Origin of the sequence: Streptomyces griseochromogenes (assembly GCF_001542625.1) — a bacterium.
GTDB classification, from domain to species: domain Bacteria; phylum Actinomycetota; class Actinomycetes; order Streptomycetales; family Streptomycetaceae; genus Streptomyces; species Streptomyces griseochromogenes.
Map to the genome: position 1 here is coordinate 5,208,671 of NZ_CP016279.1, position 17,390 is coordinate 5,226,060.

Below are 17,390 nucleotides of genomic sequence, written 5' to 3' on the forward strand. Positions count from 1 at the left end.
GGCGACGGCCGGTACGGGTCGGGGCGGAGATGGGGTTCGTGGGGGAGGAGCGAAGAACGGCTCAGGTACGAGCGTCGTAGGCGTCGAAGACGGCGCTGCGAGGCCGTACGCCGTGGGCGATGGACACGCCCTGGAGATGGGAGGTGCGCAGCATGAGGTAGTTGGCCTCGCCGAAGACGCCTCCGGTCAGTCCGGTACCGCCGTGGCTGGGCAGATACGGCACGAAGCCGATGTGTGAGTCGTTGACCTTCAGCAGGCCGCCGTTGCCGACCCTGCGCACGAACTCGTCCACCACCGAAGAGCTGCTGGCCCACAGGGAGTTGCGCAGGCCATAGCGATTGGTGTTGACGTGGTCGATGATCCGCGCGAGCAGCGCGTCGTCGGCCTGCGGCTCCGGGACGACGACCGGGAGCAGGGGGAAGAACGTCTCCTCGCCCACCGCCTGGACGTCGCGGCAGCCGTCGAGGCCGTTCACTCGTATCACGGTGGGCTCCAGGAACGGGCCGGTGTCCGACACCGAACCGTCCACCTCCAGCCGACGCGCCCCATGGACGACCGTCGCCCCTCGCGCCACCGCGTCCCGTATGTACGCGAAGAAACGCTCGCTGCGCAGTACGGGCGACAGCAGCGCGCCCTCGTCCTCGGGATAGCCGGGGCGCAAGGCGGCCGCCGCGGCCCGCAACCGCTCGATCAGGGCGTCGGCGACCTCTGGGTGGACCACGACCTGATTGGGCAGCATGCAGATCTGCCCGGAGCCGTAGAAGCACTCGGTCAGCGCTTCGGCGGCCAGGTCCAGGTCGGCGTCCCGCCAGACGACCACGCAGTCGTTTCCGGCCAGCTCAAGGATGGGCTTCTTGCCCTTCGCCACGCACTCGGCCTCCAGCTCCAGGCCTCGTTCCACGCCGCCGGTGTAGAAGATGTCGTTCACCAGCGGGCTGTCCAGCCAGGACTGCAGCACCGGCGCGGGCCGTGCGCAGAAGACGTTCAGTACGCCCGGCGGAGCGCCTACTTCCGCCAGGGCCGGCACGACCAGTTCGCGCAGCACGTACATCACGCCCAGGGGGCCGCTCTGCGGTGCCCTGATGACCACGGCGTTGCCCGCGAGCAGGGCTGTGGTCGCGAACAGGGCGCTGGCCGCCGGGGCGTTCTGCGGAGGGTTCACACACACCACGCCGTCGGGCATACGACGCACCAGCAGGCGGCGCGGTCCGTGCCGGAACTCGCGGTGCAGCTGCTCCGCACACCAGCCGACGGTCTCCTCGCTGGCTCCTTCGAGCATGCCGGCGACCTGCCATTCGGCGAGGGCACGCGGGTTGCCCTCGGCGATCAGCACCTCGACCAGTTCCCCGCTGTGCCGCTTCAGCCGCTCGCGGAGGATCCCGGCCACCCGAACCCGCTCTTCCAGCGGGAACGCCGCCCATATCGGCGCCGCCGCGGCGGCGGCCCGCACAGCCGCCTCGACCGTCTCGGCGTCGGCGAGGGCGCAGCGCCCGACGACCTTGTCAGCCACGGTGCTCACATCCAGCCGGCCCTGTTCAAGCCCGCGCTTGAGTGTGAGGCTGGTGAATACGTCTTCCAATATGGACCGGCTGCTGACCGTGTACGCATACCGGTCGGAGTGGAATTCCTGGCCGTTGACATAGGACGGATAGGTTGGTACCGGCTGAGTCTTGTCGCATCGCAGCCGCTCGAATACACCGATGTTGTTCGAATCGGCCCGGTGCCTGCCGCTGCCCATCTCCAACCCCATTTTCCGTCCTGATTCTCAAATTCCGCACACGCCGGGTGGCGTTGTCACCCCAACAGGGCGCCGTCTGGCGGCGGTAGATACATGAATGCGTGAATTTATCTTCCGTTGACCCAGTCTTCAGATGCGAGGAGGGCCTTCATCTGTTCCAGAGCCCGTCGCCGAGTGGGCCCTATCGACCCGCGCGGAATGCCCAGCCGCGCGCTGATCTCCGTGTAGCTGGCGGGTGCTTCGGAGAACAGAAGGAGCAGCAGCGCGCGCTGGTCCGGTCCCAGCAGCTGTACCGCGGCCCGCACCGAAGCAGCCTCGGCCTGGGCCATCGCGCGCTCCTCCGGGGTCACCGAGGTGTCGACGATGTCGCGGAACTCGTGCCCGCCCCCCATCGGAACCTGCCGGTCGGAGCGGGCGCGGTGACGCATCGCCTCACGCCGGGCGACCGTGACGACCCAGGCCCGCAACTTGCCGGCGTGCTGGATCGAGCGAATCCCCTCGATCATCTGGATCCAGGTCAACTGGCAGACGTCCTCGCAGTCGACCGGTTGCAACCGGAAAGAGCGGGCCACTGTCCGCACCGGAGGTGAGAAGCGACGGATGAGTTCGCCCCACGCGTGTTGGTCGTCCTGCCGACAGCGGGCGAGGAGTTCGCCGATATCCAGATGCTGGACGGCCTCGGGGGGGTTCGGGACGGCATGGGCCGCCGTCGGGGATCCGTCGGGATGGTATTCCGTCGCCATTCCTGCCACTGCTCCGCTCGGTCTTGCTTGCGGCGATCATCTTGGTGACGGGGGCGGCGGTTGTCGCTACGGTCCGACGACCGTAAGAAGGAGGCGCTGCGATTCCTGCCGCAGTTCGGGATTCCGGCCTCCTGCACCGGGCACCACGATGTGTCCCGCCCCTCGGAGACGAGGATGGCGGGCCCTTCTTGGACAGAACTTGAATGGCACGAGCCTTGGATGGCCCCAGCGTCACGTGGGGAGCGTCGCTGCCTGCGCCGGTCCGGTCAGGTGTGTCTGCTGCCGCAGTGCCGCCGTGAATGCCTGACGCAATTCCGGGCCGGGGTCGGTGCCCAGTTCCGCGGCGAGTACACGCCGGGTCCTGTCGAAGACGCGCACGGCGTCGTTGAACCGGCCCGCTCGGCACAGCGCCGCCATCAGAGCCCGGCTGAGCCCTTCCCGCGTCGGCTCCTGCGACGACGGCTCGTTCAGGTCGCGCACCACGGCATGCGGGTCGCGCCCCCAGGAGAGATCGCAGTCCGCGCGCATTTCGACGGCGCTCAGCCGCAGTTCCTCCAGCCGGAACGCCTCCCGCCGGGCGAAGCGGTACCCTCGCAGCTCCGTGTACGCCTCGCCCCGCCACCGCCCGAGGGCGGCCTCGAAGGCAGCGGACGCCTCTCGTGCGCGGCCCTGCTCCCGCCGTCGCCGCGCGAGGTCGATGGTGTCCTGCACGGCCCACACATCGACCCGGAGCTGGCCGGCGGCGAGGCTGTACCTGCCGTCACGGGACCGCAGGACCGAGTTGCGCGTCCGAGGGCCCTTGCCGGGTTCCAGCGCTCGGCGCAGGTGGGAGACATAGCTGTGGAGCGTGCCGAGCGCTGACCGCGGCGGAGTGTCCTGCCACACGTCGTCGATGAGGCTGTCGGTGCTGAGCGGGCGGCCGTCCGCGACGATCAACGCGGCGAGGACGGCGCGCTGCCGCAACGAGCCGAGGTCCAGTGCTCGACCATCGCGCAGCGCGGAGAGCGGGCCGAGCACGCTGATACTCAGCGCAGGTGCGTTCGATGGTGTGGCCGGGGACATCAGCGGCTTCTCCGGTACTCGCAGGTCTTGGCAAGGATGTGCGGACCCGGGGCGGCCTCCACCTGGAGCGGTACCGGCTGACCCGAGCCGCCTCCAACGGTCCCCCGACGGCGGCCGGCGAACATCGGCCATGTCGCTGAGAAGCGTCGCGCGCGGCCCGCTACCGGCTGCAGAGCCGGTGGCAGGATCCCCTGCGCCGGATGTGTCCCTGAAGAAGCGGAGGATATGTCCCTGAAGAAGCGGAGGATATGTCCCTGGAGAGGTGGGGGGATGTGTCTTTGAGGAAGCGGAGACGGTGTCAGCGTGCGTCTTGCTGCGCCATGCGGATGGCGACTTCGACGCGGGAGGTCAGGTCCAGTTTGGCCAGGATGCTGGAGACGTGGATCTGTACGGTCCTGCGGGAGATGAACAGACGCTCGGCGACGTTCGGGTTGAACAGGCCTTCGGCGACCAGACCGGCCACCTTGAGCGCGGTGTTGGTCAGGCTCTGCCAGCCGTGAATGGGGCGGCCGCGTGTGCCCCGTGCCCCGCACCGGACCCCCAACTCGCGCAGGCCGGCATCCACGCGGGCGACGTTCCAGGCCGCGTTCAGCGCTTGACAGCCGGCGGCGGCCGGCTCCAGCTCGTGGCGGGCCTCGTCCCGGTGACCGCGCCGGGTCAGCAGCACGCCGGTGTCCTCGTGGCACCGTGCCGCCTGCCAGGGGCGGCGGAGCTGGTCGCATGTGTCGGCCGCGGCCAGCAGTGTGTCCGTACGACCGTCGAGGAGTCCTTGGCAGTGCAGCAGGCCGGGGGTGAGCACACCGGCTTCGGCCTGCTCGGCCTGTGCCGGTGGAAGGTGGCTTCGAAAGCCACGGGCACCGCCTGGGAGAGGGAGGGGGAGGCCGTCGCGTACGGTTTCCGGCCGTACGAGGGGCGAGGCTGGCTTCCGCTGGCAGGCGTCGTCGTCTTCGGTGGAAATGGTGTGCGTGGGACCCGTCGGAGAGGGTGGAGTGGGATCGCCCGGTCAGTGAGGCGCCCGTCACACTATCCAGAGACGGCACATTGCGCGGCCTTGAGAAGGCGATGCCTGCGCGGCCCCATGGAGCGCGGGGCGCGGCGTGGTGTGTGCCAGGCCCTATGGAAACAGGTGGCCTGCGCGGCCGTTGCGGCTGTTGCCGTTGTTCTTCTAGGCCGGATCGTGCTTCTCGTAGCCGACATGGTCGGTGATCTCGCCCTCCAGGGCGGACTCCAGCACCCGATGGGTCAGCTGCTGCAACAGCCCGCCCTCGCCGGTCAGTTGCAGGCCCTCATTACGGGCCCTGCCGGCGAGCATCGCGATCAACTGCTTGTCGGTCGTCGTATCCGACGGCGTCCCGACGGCAGGATCTACGGACTCGTGCTCACCGGCAGTCCTGGTCATCCGGCGTCTCCTTGATCATCAAGTCCTGTTGATCAGACGCTCCCCTGTTACCACCGAAGGTGAGACAGGGCCGTTGACGGTACAGACCCGCCTGGCCATGCCCCTGGGCCGCTGACCCTGCCGCCCCCGCGGTTCCGGCCTGTGCCACGCGTGGTGGCAGGGGCTTGCCGGGCGTTCCATGGCGTTGTGGCGGGGTTGGTGGTCGGGACTTGGGGCCGCTTCATGCGGTGGCGGGTTCCGGACGGGGCGTGTGGGGGGTGTCCCAGTGTCCGACGAGGTCTGTGTAGAGGGGGGAGGTGGCCAGTAGCTGGGTGTGGGTTCCCAGGGTGGTGCCGTTTTCGCTGAACAGCAGGATACGGCGGGCGCGTTGTGCTGAGGTGATGCGGTGGGCGATGACGATGAGGGTGCCTTGGCGGGTGGCGAAGGCCTGTTCGGCCCGGGCTTCGGCGGCGGGGTCGAGGTAGCAGGTGGCCTCGTCGAGAATCACGACGGGGGCTGGTGACAGGTGGACCCTGGTCAGGGCGATCAACTGCCGTTCGCCGCTGGAGAGCTGGGGGCCTTCCGGCCCGAGGAGGGTGTCGTAGCCGCCGAGGCGTTCTGCCAGGGTGCGAAGGCCGACCGCGTCGGCGGAGGCGTCCAGGTCGGCGTCGGTGGCGTCGGGGGCGAGGTAGGTGAGGTTCTCACGCAGGGTGCCGGCGAAGACGTAGGCCTCCTGCGGTATGAGGGCGATGGTGCTGCGGGCGAGGCAAGGGGGGATGTCGGCCAAAGAGCGTCCGGCCAGGAGGATTTCACCGCTGTCCGCGGTCACGGTGCCGGTCAGGAGTTGGGCGAGGGTGGACTTGCCGATGCCGCTGGGGCCGACGATGGCCAGGTGGTCGCCGTGGGGGACGTGCAGGTGCAGGTTGTTGACCACGGGCTTGGCATGGGGCCCGTAGGCGAAGGTCAGGGCGTGCAGCTTCAGGTTGGGGGAGGGCAGGACGCGCGGGGCGGCGGCCGGGGCGGAGCCGGGGCTGGTGTCCTGCGGGGACATCTCAGGCAGGTCGGCCCTGTCGGGGAGGGTGGTTGCTTCGCTGAGGCGTTTGAGGACCACGTTCAGTTCCAGGCCGGTGGAGCCGACGGTGCTTACCAGTGAGCTGACGGCGGGTACGAGGGCGGCGCTGATGTAGGTGAGGCCGCCCATGATCTGGCCGGGTGTCAGGGCGTGGTGGCGGGTCAGCCAGCCGGTGGCGGCCAGCAGGGCCAGCAGGGGGAGCTGGAAGCCCAGGGACATGGTCACGGTGCGCAGCGCGGTGAGGCGGGCCATGCGGCGGGTGTGGCGGACCTGGGTGTCGATGGCCTGGTCGATCCGGGCCCGGGCGCGGGGCTCGGCGGCGCAGGCGATGACGTCCCGGAGGGCGCCGACCACGGTGGTGGCCTCTTCGGCGATGGTTTCCTGGGTGAGCAGCAGGGTGCGCTGATGGCGGGCGATGGCGCGCATGATGAGCACGGAGGCGCCCAGGGCCAGCAGCAGTGGCGGCATGGCGATCAGGGCGATGGCGGGCGCCAGGGTGGCTACGCCGGCCAGTGCCGCGATGATCTTGAACACCGCGGGCCGTACGGTACGCAGTAGCGTGGTGGCCAGCTGGCGGGTGTGTTCGGCCAGGCCGGTCAGGCGGGAGACGCTGGTGTCGGCGCCGCCGTCGAGGCCGGCGACCGACCGGACCAGTGTGGCGTGGACCAGACGGTGCACCAGTTGGTCCCGCAGCGGCTCGACGGTGGCAGCCAGATGGGGGAACATCTGCCGAGTGCCCAGGGCGCCGATCAGCATGGCCACGGCGAAGGCGGCCAGGTACCCACAGCCGGTCAGCGGCCGGTGAGCCAGGAACCCCTGGTCCAGAGCGCGGGCGATCAGCGCACCGGAAGCGGTGGAGGGCAGCGCTTCGGCCAGTGACCAGGCGGCGACCTTCAACAGGGGGCGCCGCCGGCGCCGCAGCTCGTGCCCGAGCACGTGCCAGCCGTGGTGGCTCATGATGTCTCCTCCGGCGCCGCCGGCTGGGTGCCGAAGACGGCGCGGTAGTCGGGGTCACGCCACAGCTGCGCATGCGGGGCCACGGCGCGCAGGCGGCCCTCATCCAGCCAGGCGACGAGGTCGGCGTGCGCGGCGGTGGAAGCGCGGTGGGCGATGATGATGCGGGTGCGGTCCTTGAACAGTTCGGTGAGCGCACGGCTCACCTCGGCCTCGGTGACCGTGTCGAGACTGGAGGTGGCGTCGTCCAGGACGAGGACGCGGGCGTCCTGGGCGACGGCGCGGGCCAGGCCGAGACGCTGGGCCTCGCCTCCGGACAGCGGGGTCTTGGCCAGCGGGGTGTCGTAACCATCGGGCAGGCGCTGGATGAAGGTGTCGGCCCGCGCCGCTGCGGCCGCCCGCTCGATGTCGGCGCGGGTGGCGCTGGGGCGGGCGTAAGCGATCGCGTCGGCCACGGTGTCGCCGAAGAGGGCGGGTCGTTCGAAGGCGTAGGCGACACGGTCGCGCAGCGCAGCCGCATCGAGACGGGTGATGTCGGTACCGTCGAGCAGCACCGTTCCCTGATCGGCGTCTCTGAGGCGGCCGGCCAGCGCGGCCAGGGTGGACTTGCCCGCGCCGGAACGGCCCACCAGCGCCAGGGCCGTGCCGGCAGGCACCGTCAGATCGATACCGTCCAGGACGGCCTGTCCGCCGGTGCGGACGGTGACCGCCTCGAAGACGATGTGACCAGGGCCGCCGGGTGCGGGGTGCGGGGCACCGGTGGTGTCCGGGGCGGGCTGGGAGAGCACCTCAAGGACGCGCCCGGCGCTCGCCCGTGCGGCGGACAGGCCCATCAGGGCGTCGACCTGGCCGATCGCGCCCAAGGCGATGCCGACGTAGGCGCCCGCCGCCAGGAGCTGGCCGGGCGGGATCCGGCCCGCGGCCACCGCCCAGCCGGCGACGGCCAGAACGGCCACCTCCATCAGGGGCATCAACAGCATGCTCTTCCACACCGCCCGGCGCTGCAGCTGCCACATGCCCTGAGCGGTGCGGCCCAGTTCGGGCAGCGGGGCGAGCACGCGGTCGACCTCCCTGCCGGCGGTACCGGCCGCGCGGATGGTGCGCACGCCGGTCAGGGCATCGGACAGGCGGACCACGATGGAGGTGAACGTCCGCTCGTAGCGCGTGTGCAGGTCGGTGGATCCGGCCATGAAACGGCGCATCAGCAGCACGATGGGGGGCAGACCCGCCAGCAGGGTCAGGCCCAGCAGCGGGTCGATCAGCCACAGGGCGACCGCACCGCCGAGGGAGGTGCCCACGCTGAGGCCGATGCCGGCCATGACCGGCAGGGCCTGCGCTGTCTGGGCGGCGTCGCCGAGCAGGCGGTTGATCAGATCGCCGGGTGCGAAACGGGCGCTCCGGACTGGGCCGAGAGCGAAGATGTGCTGCAGCAGACGACGGCGCAGCCACACGGTCGCCCCGACGACGCACGCGGCTCCGGCCAGGCCGGCGACCGCCTGCGCGGCCACACCGGTGATCACCACCAGGCCGAGTCGAACCAGCGCGTCCGGTGTGCCGCCCCGGTGCAGGACCGTGTCGATGGTCTGGGCCAGGAGCTGGGGCAGGAGCAGCCCCGTGACCGCGGAGAGCACACTGGCCAGGGCGAAGGCCACCAGATATCCGGGCCGCTGCCATGCCGCACGCACCAGGATGTGGCCGGGGCCCTCAAGCCGGTGGCGTCCCCGCCTGTGCACCATCTGTTCTTGCCTTCCATGGTGGATGTCTTTCTGGTTCGTCGGTGACCGGGTGCCGGGCACGTGGGCGTGCAGGGCGCCGTGGGTGCCCGGCACCCGGTCGGTTACGGATGCGCTCAGCCGGCCTTGACGGTGGCGTTGATGCTGCCGTTGCCGCCGGTTATGTCGACGGTGACCTTGAACGGGGGTTTGGCCGTCGTGTCGAAGACCTTGACGAACTTGCCGTCGGTGCTTGCGCAGGTGAACCAGCAGTCGGACAGACCGGCGGGGTCTTCGCCTTCGAGGGTCTGCAGGGCGTTGATGTCGAGGGTCATGGGTTGTTTTCCTTCGTGTTGTGGGCATCGGGTGATGCCGTGTTGGTGATTGCGCCCGTCAGAGTGGGTGGGACCGCGGCGGGTGTCGCTGCGGAGTCTGAGGGGCGTGGCTGACGCAGAGGGCGTGCCAGGGTTGTGGTTGGTGGGTTCCGTCTGCCGGGCACGTGGGTGTGTGAGCCGTCGGTGCCCGGCATGCGGTGGGTTGAGGATGTGCTCAGCTGCTGAGCGGCGACTTGACGGTGACGCCGCCGTTGGTGCTGGTGACGTTGATCACGGGGTTGAGCTGGGGGTTGGCCTGCGTACCCGCCACGCAGGCGTTGACGCTGTTGTTGTCGGTCTGGCCGCAGGTGAGCCAGCAGTTGGTCAGACCGGCGGGGTCTTCGCCTTCGAGGGTCTGCAGGGCGTTGATGTCGAGGGTCATGGGTTGTTTTCCTTCGTGTTGTGGGCATCGGGTGATGCCGTGTTGGTGATTGCGCCTGTCAGGGCGTCCGCGGCGGGTGTCGCTGCGGAGTTTGTGGGGGTGTGCCTGGTGCAGAAGGTGTGCCAGGCTCAGCTGCTGAGCGGCGACTTGACGGTGACGCCGCCGTTGGTGCTGGTGACGTTGACCATGGGATTGACCTGGGGGTTGGCCTGTGTACCCAACGCGCAGACGTTGACGTTGTTGTTGTCGGTCTGGCCGCAGGTGAGCCAGCAGTTGGTCAGACCGGCGGGGTCTTCGCCTTCGAGGGTCTGCAGGGCGTTGATGTCGAGGGTCATGGGTTGTGTTCCTTCATGTTCAGAGAATTTGGTGATGCCCGGTACGGGGTTGTGCCTGATGGTGCGGGCGGCCGCGGCGGATGCCGCCGCGGAATTCGAAAGGCGCCCGAGAAAGCGCACGCGGCCTGGGGCAGGCCGGTGACCGGCGTGAGGATCGGTATACCAGGGCAGGCTGTTCGTGAGCCCGGCACTCATAGGAGGGGTGATGGGGCATCAGAACGTATAGCTGCCATAGGGGGTTTCGATCGTGATGGAGTTGTTGTTGGTGCGCACGCAGGTAAACGTGCAGTCGGTCAGCCCGTCCTGCTCCTCATTCGTCAGCATCTGCAGGGCATTTACATCGATATCCATGAGTGTTCCTTTTTGCTTTGTTTCTCTTTCCCTGTCGGGGCGTCAGGTGACGTCCCGGCATATCCCCGCCGGGGATACCGCGGTCGGTGTTGCCGCGGAGTTCGTGGTGCGCGCGCCCGCAAGGAAGCGCACCAGGGCCGTGGCCAGGTGGCCACCGTCGGCCTGGCCGAGCAGGTCATGGCGTCCGCCGGGGACTTCGAGGTAGAAGAAGTCCTCGCCCTCGCGCCGGCCTGTGCTGCGTAGGTGTGCGCGCAGGGTTCTGGCGTGGGTCACGGGGATGACCTCGTCGTGCGTGCCGTGCGCGATCAGCAGCGGGGTGCGGATACGGCCGATGAAACGCACCAGGTCCCGGGGCCCGAGGGCGTCGCGGGCCTGGGTCAGGGCGCCCAGGCGGTTCAGCATCGCCCGCACCGGTGGGGAAGCGTGTTCGTGCAGGCGGGGTGCGGAGACGAACGGTGCGGTCACGGCGCAGCGGGAGAACAGGCCGGGCCTGCAGCCGGCGGCCAGCAGGGCGAGGAAGGCGCCGTAGCTGGTGCCGTAGAGCGCGGGTGGTTCCAGGCCGGCGGCGCGGCGCTCCTCGTTCAGGGCGGTGGCCAGGTGGCGGATGTCGGCCAGGTCCGGTACGCCCCAGGCGTGGTGGAGCGCCTCGTCGTGGGCGCGGCCGTAGCCGGTGCTACCGCGCTGGTTGGGGGCCAGGACGGCGATCCCGGCCTGGGCCAGGCGCTGGAACAAGGGGGAGAAGCCGAGCTTCCAGGCCGAGGCGGGTCCGCCGTGCAGGGCCAGGACCAGGCGGGAGCTGTGGCGCCAGGCGGGTCCGCCGTAGATGACGGCCTCGATGGGGCCTGCCGGGCCGTCGAGGGTTTCCAGGCGGGCCTCTGCCCAGGCGTCCCGGTGTGACGCCCGGGCAGAGGCCCGAGGCGGGGTGGGGGAGGGGGCGGGCAGGTGGCAGGTGCCGTCCTCGGTGACGGTGGCCACGGTGGCTGGTAGCCGGGGGCCGGTGAACACGAAGCGCAGTCCGGTGGGCGTCCAGGAACCCAAGGAGGTGATCACACCGTCGGGCAGCACAGGCGTGGTGATGCTGTCGTCGGCCGTGTCGTACACCGCCAGGTGTGAACGGGCGCCGCGGGTGAGGGCCAGCGCGAAGCGCTCTCCCGAGGGGTCCGCGGCCAGCGGGGTGACGCTGTCGGTGAGGGTGTTCAGGGCGGTGGGGTAGCGGGTGGGCCTCGTTCCGCCGGTGTCGGCTATGCCCAGGCGGTGGCCGTCGGAGGTGCGGGCGGCCACCAGGGCCAGGCGGGAGCGACGGCTGATCAGCAGCGGCAGTTCCCCGCCGGGCCACAGGGGGGTGACGGTGGCGTGCCGGAGGTCGGCCACGGCCGCCCTGGGCCCGTCCTGGGGGGAAGTGATGACGGCCAGGTGGCGTCCGGTGTCCTCCAGCCACAGGCCGCCGCCGAGCGGCCCGGGCCAGTGCAGGGCCGCCTCCAGGCGCCGGCCGGGCGCGGTCAGGCGCCAGATCGTGGTGTGGGCGGCGGCGTCCGTGGTGATGACCAGGGCGAGGGTGCCGGGGTCGGGGCTGGGCAGCAGGCGAGCGCTGGGGTGGCCCAGGCGGGCGATGAGGTACTCGTCGGCGCCTTGGCCGACAGGGTCGATCAGCACCAGCTCGCGGGGCAGGCCGGCGCCGCGCAGCACCACGACGCTGCCGTCACCGGCGGGGACCGGCTGGGTGGCGTGGGTTTCCGTGCCGGCAGTGGGCAGCAGTCGGGCCTGGCCGGCACCCTGCTTGTCGAAGGACCAGGTCTCCACGTGCAGGGCGTCGTCAGGGCCGGTGGCAAGGCCGGCGGCGTGGCGGCCGTGATCGTCGAAGCGGAAGCTGACCCGCGACAGCGGTGTGCTGGTGGTGTCAAGGCTCATCACGCCGCCTCCTGGGAAGCAAGGGAGGCAGCGGGGGCGGGCATGGCGGGCATCCACATGCGCGCTCCGCCGTGCCGCAGCCGCAGCACGAAGCCGATCACCCCGGACAGTCCGGTGTTGTAGTCCGCGCTCACCGCGTGCATCGACTCGTCCGCCACGACCATGCGGCCCTCGTGCAGGGCGTGCCGTGCCGTGATGCGTACGGCCAGGTCGGCCGCGGCCTGCCGGTAACGGGGGGCGTGCAGGTGGTCGGCCAGGTCGAGCAGGAACTCGCCGCTGCCGGCCAGGCCGTGGCACAGGACGGAGGACTGCTGCCAGGAGCCCGCCAGCACGGTGCGGCCGGCGCGTATCGCCAGGTCGCGGTAGCGCACCTCGCCGGTGTACTGCCACATGCGGACCAGGAACGCACCGATACCGGCTGCACCATTGCACCAGGACAGCGGCAGCGAGGACGGGTGCGTCTCGCCCGGGCCGGCCGGCCAGGACACCTGATCGCCGTCGAGGAGCGCGGCGGCGGCCAGAGCGTCGGCGGCGGCGCGAGCCAGGGCGAGGTACTCCTGGTTTCCGGTGGCCGCCCCGGCAGCCAGGAGGAAGGCGCCGATGCCGGCGGTGCCGTGGGCGAAGCCGTAGGAGGTGGTGCCGGCGAAGACCGAGTCGAAGTCGGCCGGGACGGGCCAGCACACCCCCTCGGGCGTGTGTACGGCAGCGGCGGCCAGGGCGTCGGCGCAGGCGCGCATTCTGTCGCCGAGGTCGCTGTCACCGGTGTCCTGCCACAGCTGCAGGTGGGCCATGCCGGCGCCGGCCGTGCCGTGGCAGACATCAGGGTTGGGCCAGGCAGTGGGCAGGCGGCGGGCCAGGTCCACGGCGCGTTCGGCCAGCCGTTTGTCGTCCAGCAGCAGTGCCGCGTCGTGGAGCGCCCAGGCTGTGCCGGCGCGGCCGAAGTACAGGCCGGGCAGTGTGCGGGGCTCAGCTGGCAGCCGCCGCACGATCCATCCGGCCACCTGCGCCACGGCGTCGGCCAGGCGGGCGTCCGGCAGCTGACAGGCGGCTCGGGTCAGTACCTGGAGCACGCCGGCGGCACCGTGCTGGACACTGCACGGATCGGTGATGGCGCCGAATCCGCCCGAGGACGGCCACAGCCTGTCGCCGCTGGGGTCCATGGTGGCCAGCAGGTGGCCGATCCCGTCGGCCACCAGCCGGTCCTGGCCGGCCGCGGACAGCGGGGCCGGTGCGCCGCAGCCCGTGCCCTCGGTACCGGAGACGGGGGCAGAGCTGGAGTTGTCGGCCAGGGTCCGCAGGTGGCTTTGGACGGTCTGAAGGTCCCAGCGGCGGGAAGGATCGTCGTCCATCAGCGCCACGATCAGCGGCGTGAAGGAGCGCACCGCCGGGCTGTGGACGCTCATGGCGTCCAGCAGCGTCTGGATGCGCTGGCGGACCGGGCGGCAGGCGGGCTGGTCCTCGGGCAGGACCGGGTCGGAGCCCGAGACGAGGAAGAACAGGGTCGCGCCGAGCGCGTACAGGTCGGAGGACAGCTCGGGGGCAGGCCCGAGCATGGGCGCACCGACCTGTTCGGGCGAGGCGTAGGCCGTGGTCAGAACACGGTTGACGGCGGTGCCCGGGCGTGTGGCGTATTCCAGGTCGATCATCCGCAGGTCGCCGTCCGGGGTGACCATGAGGTTGTTGGGGGTGAGATCGCGCAGCAGCAGCCCACGCCCGTGCACGGCCGCGACGATCTCGGCCAGCTGCAACGCCATGCGTGTGATCCGGGCGAAGGACACAGCCTTGTTGCTGCCGAATGCGGTGCGCTCGGCGATCCAGCCCCGCAGCGGAAGCCCGGCAATGGCCTCCTGGGCCAGAAAGAGGCTGTCCTGCTGTTCGAACAGGGCGACGGCGCGCGGGGTGAACCCCAGCGGCGCCAGCTCATCGAGCATCGTTGCCTCGTGCCGGAGCACATCGCGCACATCGGTACCGTCCATGCGCTCACCCACGTGCGGGCGGGCCTGCTTGACGACCACGTCCTTGCCGGTGTGCTGGTCGACCGCGCGGAAGACCCCGCCCTTGGCCGAGTGCTTGATCGCCTTGTGCGCCATGAACCTCTCGGCCAGCAGCACGGCCGAGGGCTGCTGTGTCGCGGCGGTCGGGGGCCTGTGGCCGGGCAGTGGCGAGGGCGCCCACGCGGGCGGCGAGAACCAGGCGTTGCGCTCGTCCTTGACCAGGGTGCCGTCCGGGCCTTTCAGCAGCGACTCGTAGCCGCCGTCGTTGGACAGCGCCGTGATGCCGCGGAAGGCGCCGTAGCGGTAGTGGACCAGGCTGCCGGGCCGGTAGGGGCGGTCGGAGAGCACGGCGGGGCCGGGCAGCCCCTGCGTTCCCCGGTCCAGTTTCCCGGCCAGCAGCCGGAAGTGCTCGTCATCTCGGGGGTAGGCGGTGATGAACTTCCCGCTGCTGCCGCGGGCGCAGTTCGACGAGACGAGACTGATCAGTTCCTCCTGCGTAGCGGTGAACTTGAAAGCGCAGCCGTGGCGCAGCAGCACCGTCGCGGCCCGCTCCAGTACCACCGGGGCCGACAGAGGGGTGGCCGAGATGTGCAGCTTCCAGCCCTGCACCGGCCAGGGGTAGTCGGCCGGCTGGACATGGCACCAGAAACCACCGGGCGTCACGGTCCAGTCACCGCGCTCTTCCCGCTGCAGGAGGAGCCGGACAAGCCCCTGCAGAGGGAAGGAGTCGTTCTCGCGGAAGGTCACAGTGGCTCCTCAACGCCAACACGATCGGGATAGGTGTGCTCTGCCCGGTCAGCCACATGCTGCGGGCTCGACCTGGCACCAACAGTGGCTGTCGGCCGGTGGCCGAGACATCCGCCACCTCACGGAGAAACAGACGAACCGGACGCAGCGGTCACCTTGTACGCATATACATGCCGATATATCGGGACTATTTATGTTCTCGACTGAACCTCAGGGGCGCCCCGGCTCGCGTAGCGGTGCTTGAGCGGGCCGGCACGCGCGCTGCCGGTCGGCTATCCGTCGGCTCGCCGGGCAGCCCTAGGAGCGGAACCGAACCACTCCGGCGTCCGCTACGGCAGGGGGGACGGGCGTCAGAGAGCCCCGCGGTGCCTCGCTGTCTTCAAGGGACCGCAGCCCAGTCGCGCTGGTGAACGCAGGCGAAGAGGCGGGCTGCGGTGCGCAGCGCGGCGTTGGCGCGGGGCAGCTCCCAGACCGCCCCGGGTTGCTGGTAGCTGGGGGCAGCCCGGAGCAGGCCCCAGCAGGTGTCTCTCCATGAGTCCGCACAACGGACGGCGGTACAGCCTGGCAGCCAGGAGCCGTCGGCTCCTGGCCTCCGAGCCCTACCGGGGCTGGGCGAGCGCCAGCCGCTCCAGTGGCATCGCCGCACCGAGCCTGTATAGCGCCACCGACTCGTCCCACGCCGGCCAGGCGGCTCGCCGTTCTGAATCTGGGCGACGACATGGCGTACGCCGTCCACGTCAAACGCCAGGGACCCGCTTCCGGGGGCGGGTGAGCATGACCTGTGTCAGCGGGCGCGGGCCGGTGCAGCCGGCTGGGTGTATTGATCACGAGCGTTGTTAACGGTGGCCGGTCTTGATCGTGGCGAAGGCCTCCGTGTGTGGTGGAGGTGTCGAATCTTCACCGCACGGAGGCCTTCGTGTCCCACCGTAATTTCCGGCCTCCCGTCCACGGCGGCGGCTGCTCGTCGAACGTGTCCGCGCCGGCCGTCCCGTCGCCCACGTCGCCGCAGAGGAGGGGCATCTCCCGTCGCGGTCAGCCACCGATCAGCCGCGTGAACAACGCTGCAGGTCAATACAGTGGGCGTGTATCGGGTCGTGAGCAATGAGCGGGTTCTTTCCCCGTGCTGATCTTCGATCCGGTAGATCGTCTTGCGTGACACGTGCGCCGGAGGACACCGAGCCGAAGGCGGAGCTTCTGGTGGACCGGTTCGCCATGGTCTGACGCGCCATCCCGGCGGGCACGCAGTGATCCCAGGGCCCCGCCGCTGACTGCCTGCGGCATCGCTTCCGGTCACTCGCGCCCACACGGCGCAGCCGCAGATCGCCGGGCCTCGTACCCCAGACGGGCACCCGCCCCGCAAGCTGCGATGCTCATTGATCGCGACCCGATATGCGCCCTGGTACTGCAACGGTCTTTGTCGTGACTGGGCTTCCAGACCGCGAAGCAGGAATGCGGTCTGGACGACTACAAGGTCCGCCGTTACCCGGGCCGGCACCGCCACATGACCCTGGCCACGGCCGCCCACGCCTGCCTGACCGTCCTGCGCGCCCGCGAACTCGACACCGACAAAGCAGAAACGGATCCTCCCAGCTCATCCACCTCAGCCTCGCTGAGATCAGACGCCTGATCACCCGACTCACCCACCGCCGGCCCGCACCGGTCGACCACATCCTCAACTGGTCACACTGGTGCCGCAGATGCCAACACCAAGCCCGCATCAGCCACTACAAACGACGCGGACACAGCCCCTGAAACTGGCCGGCAATCAGCACAAACACCGTTGCAGTGTCAGACCGTGTCCTACATGGCGTTGCTGGTAGTTGAGTGGGGAGTGGGCGGTGGGGTTGGATCGTTCCGGACGGACTGTGGGAGTTGGCGGGGCCGTTGCTGCCGCAGGGCGGCGGGGTCGCGAACATCGATGATGAGGCGGTGTTCGCCGCGATCATCTACGTGTTGGTCAGCGGCTGTGCCTGGCGGGCGCTGCCGCCGTGCTTCGGTGCGTCGAAGTCGACCGTCCATCGTCGGTTCCTGATCTGGTCCAGAGCCGGGGTATGGGGCCGGCTGCAGCAGAAGGTTCTCCAACTCCTGGACGAAAAGGGTCTGGTGGACTTGTCCCGCGCGGTCCTCGACTCGGCTCACGTCCGCGCGAAAAAAGGGGGGGGCGAACTTGCAGGTCCGAGCCCCGTGGACCGGGGTAAGCCCGGTTCCAAGACGCATGTCCTGTCCGACGCGGACGGACTGCCCCTACGCGTCGGGCTCTCCGCGGCCAACACCCACGACAGCCTCGCCCTGAAGCCGATGCTGTCCCATTTCCACATGGGACACGAACCCCATGCAGCCGATTCCTAGCCCGTGCGTCTTCATGCCGACAAAGCCTACGACATCTCTCACCTGCGGCGATGTCTCTGGGGCAAGCGTATCGGCGTCCGTATCGCCCGCAAGGGCATGGACTCGAGTGAACGACTCGGCCGACGCCGATGGGTCATCGAACGCACCATGTCCTGGCTGACCGGCTACCGCCGCCTCAACCACCGCTACGAACGCCACCCCCGCAACTACCTGGCCTTCCTCGGCCTCACCGCAGCCCCCTGCATGCTACAAACGGCTCGTCAAACTCACCACATAGGACACGGTGCCGGG

At 70.0% G+C, this 17,390-nt stretch carries 12 protein-coding genes and 4 pseudogenes; 3 read left to right on the forward strand and 13 right to left on the reverse strand.

All coding sequences use genetic code 11. The annotated features are described in order from the left end of the window. Positions 1-61: 61 nt before the first annotated feature. The 13 genes and pseudogenes from AVL59_RS22240 to lanL all read right to left on the reverse strand — a co-directional run bounded on the left by AVL59_RS22240 (position 62) and on the right by lanL (position 14,750). On the reverse strand, positions 62-1,750 hold the full coding sequence (locus AVL59_RS22240; RefSeq protein WP_237281609.1) for an aldehyde dehydrogenase family protein: 1,689 nt from the start codon (positions 1,748-1,750) through the stop codon (positions 62-64). A gap of 95 nt (positions 1,751-1,845) precedes the next feature. Continuing rightward, a complete protein-coding gene (locus AVL59_RS22245) occupies positions 1,846-2,481 on the reverse strand; it encodes an RNA polymerase sigma factor (RefSeq protein WP_079146879.1) in 636 nt (211 codons plus the stop codon). Positions 2,482-2,712: 231 nt separating this feature from the next. Continuing rightward, positions 2,713-3,498 carry an AfsR/SARP family transcriptional regulator gene (locus AVL59_RS22250; RefSeq protein ID WP_067307219.1) on the reverse strand — a complete coding sequence of 262 codons (786 nt, stop codon included), beginning with the start codon at positions 3,496-3,498 and terminating at the stop codon, positions 2,713-2,715. A gap of 343 nt (positions 3,499-3,841) precedes the next feature. After that, a complete protein-coding gene (locus AVL59_RS22255; RefSeq protein ID WP_067307222.1) occupies positions 3,842-4,342 on the reverse strand; it encodes a response regulator transcription factor in 501 nt (166 codons plus the stop codon). A 369-nt stretch (positions 4,343-4,711) separates the two neighbouring features. Further along, positions 4,712-4,942, reverse strand: a pseudogene (locus AVL59_RS53645) (IS256 family transposase); the annotation flags it as partial. Between the two features lie 220 nt (positions 4,943-5,162). Then, positions 5,163-6,950, reverse strand: coding sequence for an ATP-binding cassette domain-containing protein (locus AVL59_RS22265; RefSeq protein ID WP_067307224.1), 1,788 nt, complete (start codon positions 6,948-6,950; stop codon positions 5,163-5,165). After that, complete coding sequence (locus AVL59_RS22270) at positions 6,947-8,683, reverse strand: ABC transporter ATP-binding protein (RefSeq protein ID WP_079146883.1); 1,737 nt, start codon at positions 8,681-8,683, stop codon at positions 6,947-6,949. Before AVL59_RS22270 ends, AVL59_RS22265 begins: the two co-directional genes overlap by 4 nt. 113 nt (positions 8,684-8,796) lie before the next feature. Further along, complete coding sequence (locus tag AVL59_RS52375) at positions 8,797-8,994, reverse strand: ALQxL family class IV lanthipeptide (RefSeq protein WP_067307227.1); 198 nt, start codon at positions 8,992-8,994, stop codon at positions 8,797-8,799. A 214-nt stretch (positions 8,995-9,208) separates the two neighbouring features. Then, positions 9,209-9,415, reverse strand: a complete 207-nt coding sequence (locus AVL59_RS22280; RefSeq protein ID WP_067307230.1) for an ALQxL family class IV lanthipeptide — start codon at positions 9,413-9,415, stop codon at positions 9,209-9,211. 128 nt (positions 9,416-9,543) lie between these two features. Beyond that, positions 9,544-9,750 (reverse strand): ALQxL family class IV lanthipeptide, encoded by a 207-nt coding sequence (locus AVL59_RS22285; protein ID WP_067307232.1) that lies wholly within the window; start codon positions 9,748-9,750, stop codon positions 9,544-9,546. A gap of 213 nt (positions 9,751-9,963) precedes the next feature. Then, a complete protein-coding gene (locus AVL59_RS52380) occupies positions 9,964-10,101 on the reverse strand; it encodes an ALQxL family class IV lanthipeptide (RefSeq protein WP_159400004.1) in 138 nt (45 codons plus the stop codon). A gap of 42 nt (positions 10,102-10,143) precedes the next feature. Next, the gene (locus AVL59_RS22290; protein ID WP_067307235.1) at positions 10,144-12,009 is read right to left on the reverse strand and encodes a S9 family peptidase; all 1,866 of its coding nucleotides are present in this window, start codon (positions 12,007-12,009) and stop codon (positions 10,144-10,146) included. Continuing rightward, positions 12,009-14,750: a class IV lanthionine synthetase LanL gene (lanL, locus tag AVL59_RS22295; protein ID WP_067307238.1), complete on the reverse strand. Its 2,742-nt coding sequence runs from the start codon at positions 14,748-14,750 to the stop codon at positions 12,009-12,011. Before lanL ends, AVL59_RS22290 begins: the two co-directional genes overlap by 1 nt. Positions 14,751-15,666: 916 nt before the next feature. Between lanL and AVL59_RS56535 the strand changes: the two are divergent. From AVL59_RS56535 to AVL59_RS50705, 3 pseudogenes are all read left to right on the forward strand, one after another. Beyond that, positions 15,667-15,767, forward strand: a pseudogene (locus AVL59_RS56535) (IS481 family transposase); the annotation flags it as partial. 412 nt (positions 15,768-16,179) lie between these two features. Further along, a pseudogene (locus AVL59_RS51535) lies at positions 16,180-16,377 on the forward strand (IS701 family transposase); the annotation flags it as partial. 197 nt (positions 16,378-16,574) lie between these two features. Then, a pseudogene (locus AVL59_RS50705) lies at positions 16,575-17,376 on the forward strand (IS5 family transposase). The last annotated feature ends 14 nt before the right edge of the window (positions 17,377-17,390 follow it).

Coding starts and splice junctions, on each gene's coding strand:
- AVL59_RS52375 (WP_067307227.1), bottom strand. CDS start 8,994: ATGACCCTCGACATCAACGCCCTGCAGACCCTCGAAGGCGAAGACCCC.
- AVL59_RS22245 (WP_079146879.1), bottom strand. CDS start 2,481: ATGGCGACGGAATACCATCCCGACGGATCCCCGACGGCGGCCCATGCC.
- AVL59_RS22270 (WP_079146883.1), bottom strand. CDS start 8,683: ATGGTGCACAGGCGGGGACGCCACCGGCTTGAGGGCCCCGGCCACATC.
- AVL59_RS22280 (WP_067307230.1), bottom strand. CDS start 9,415: ATGACCCTCGACATCAACGCCCTGCAGACCCTCGAAGGCGAAGACCCC.
- AVL59_RS22285 (WP_067307232.1), bottom strand. CDS start 9,750: ATGACCCTCGACATCAACGCCCTGCAGACCCTCGAAGGCGAAGACCCC.
- AVL59_RS22290 (WP_067307235.1), bottom strand. CDS start 12,009: ATGAGCCTTGACACCACCAGCACACCGCTGTCGCGGGTCAGCTTCCGC.
- AVL59_RS22240 (WP_237281609.1), bottom strand. CDS start 1,750: ATGGGGTTGGAGATGGGCAGCGGCAGGCACCGGGCCGATTCGAACAAC.
- AVL59_RS52380 (WP_159400004.1), bottom strand. CDS start 10,101: ATGGATATCGATGTAAATGCCCTGCAGATGCTGACGAATGAGGAGCAG.
- AVL59_RS22265 (WP_067307224.1), bottom strand. CDS start 6,950: ATGAGCCACCACGGCTGGCACGTGCTCGGGCACGAGCTGCGGCGCCGG.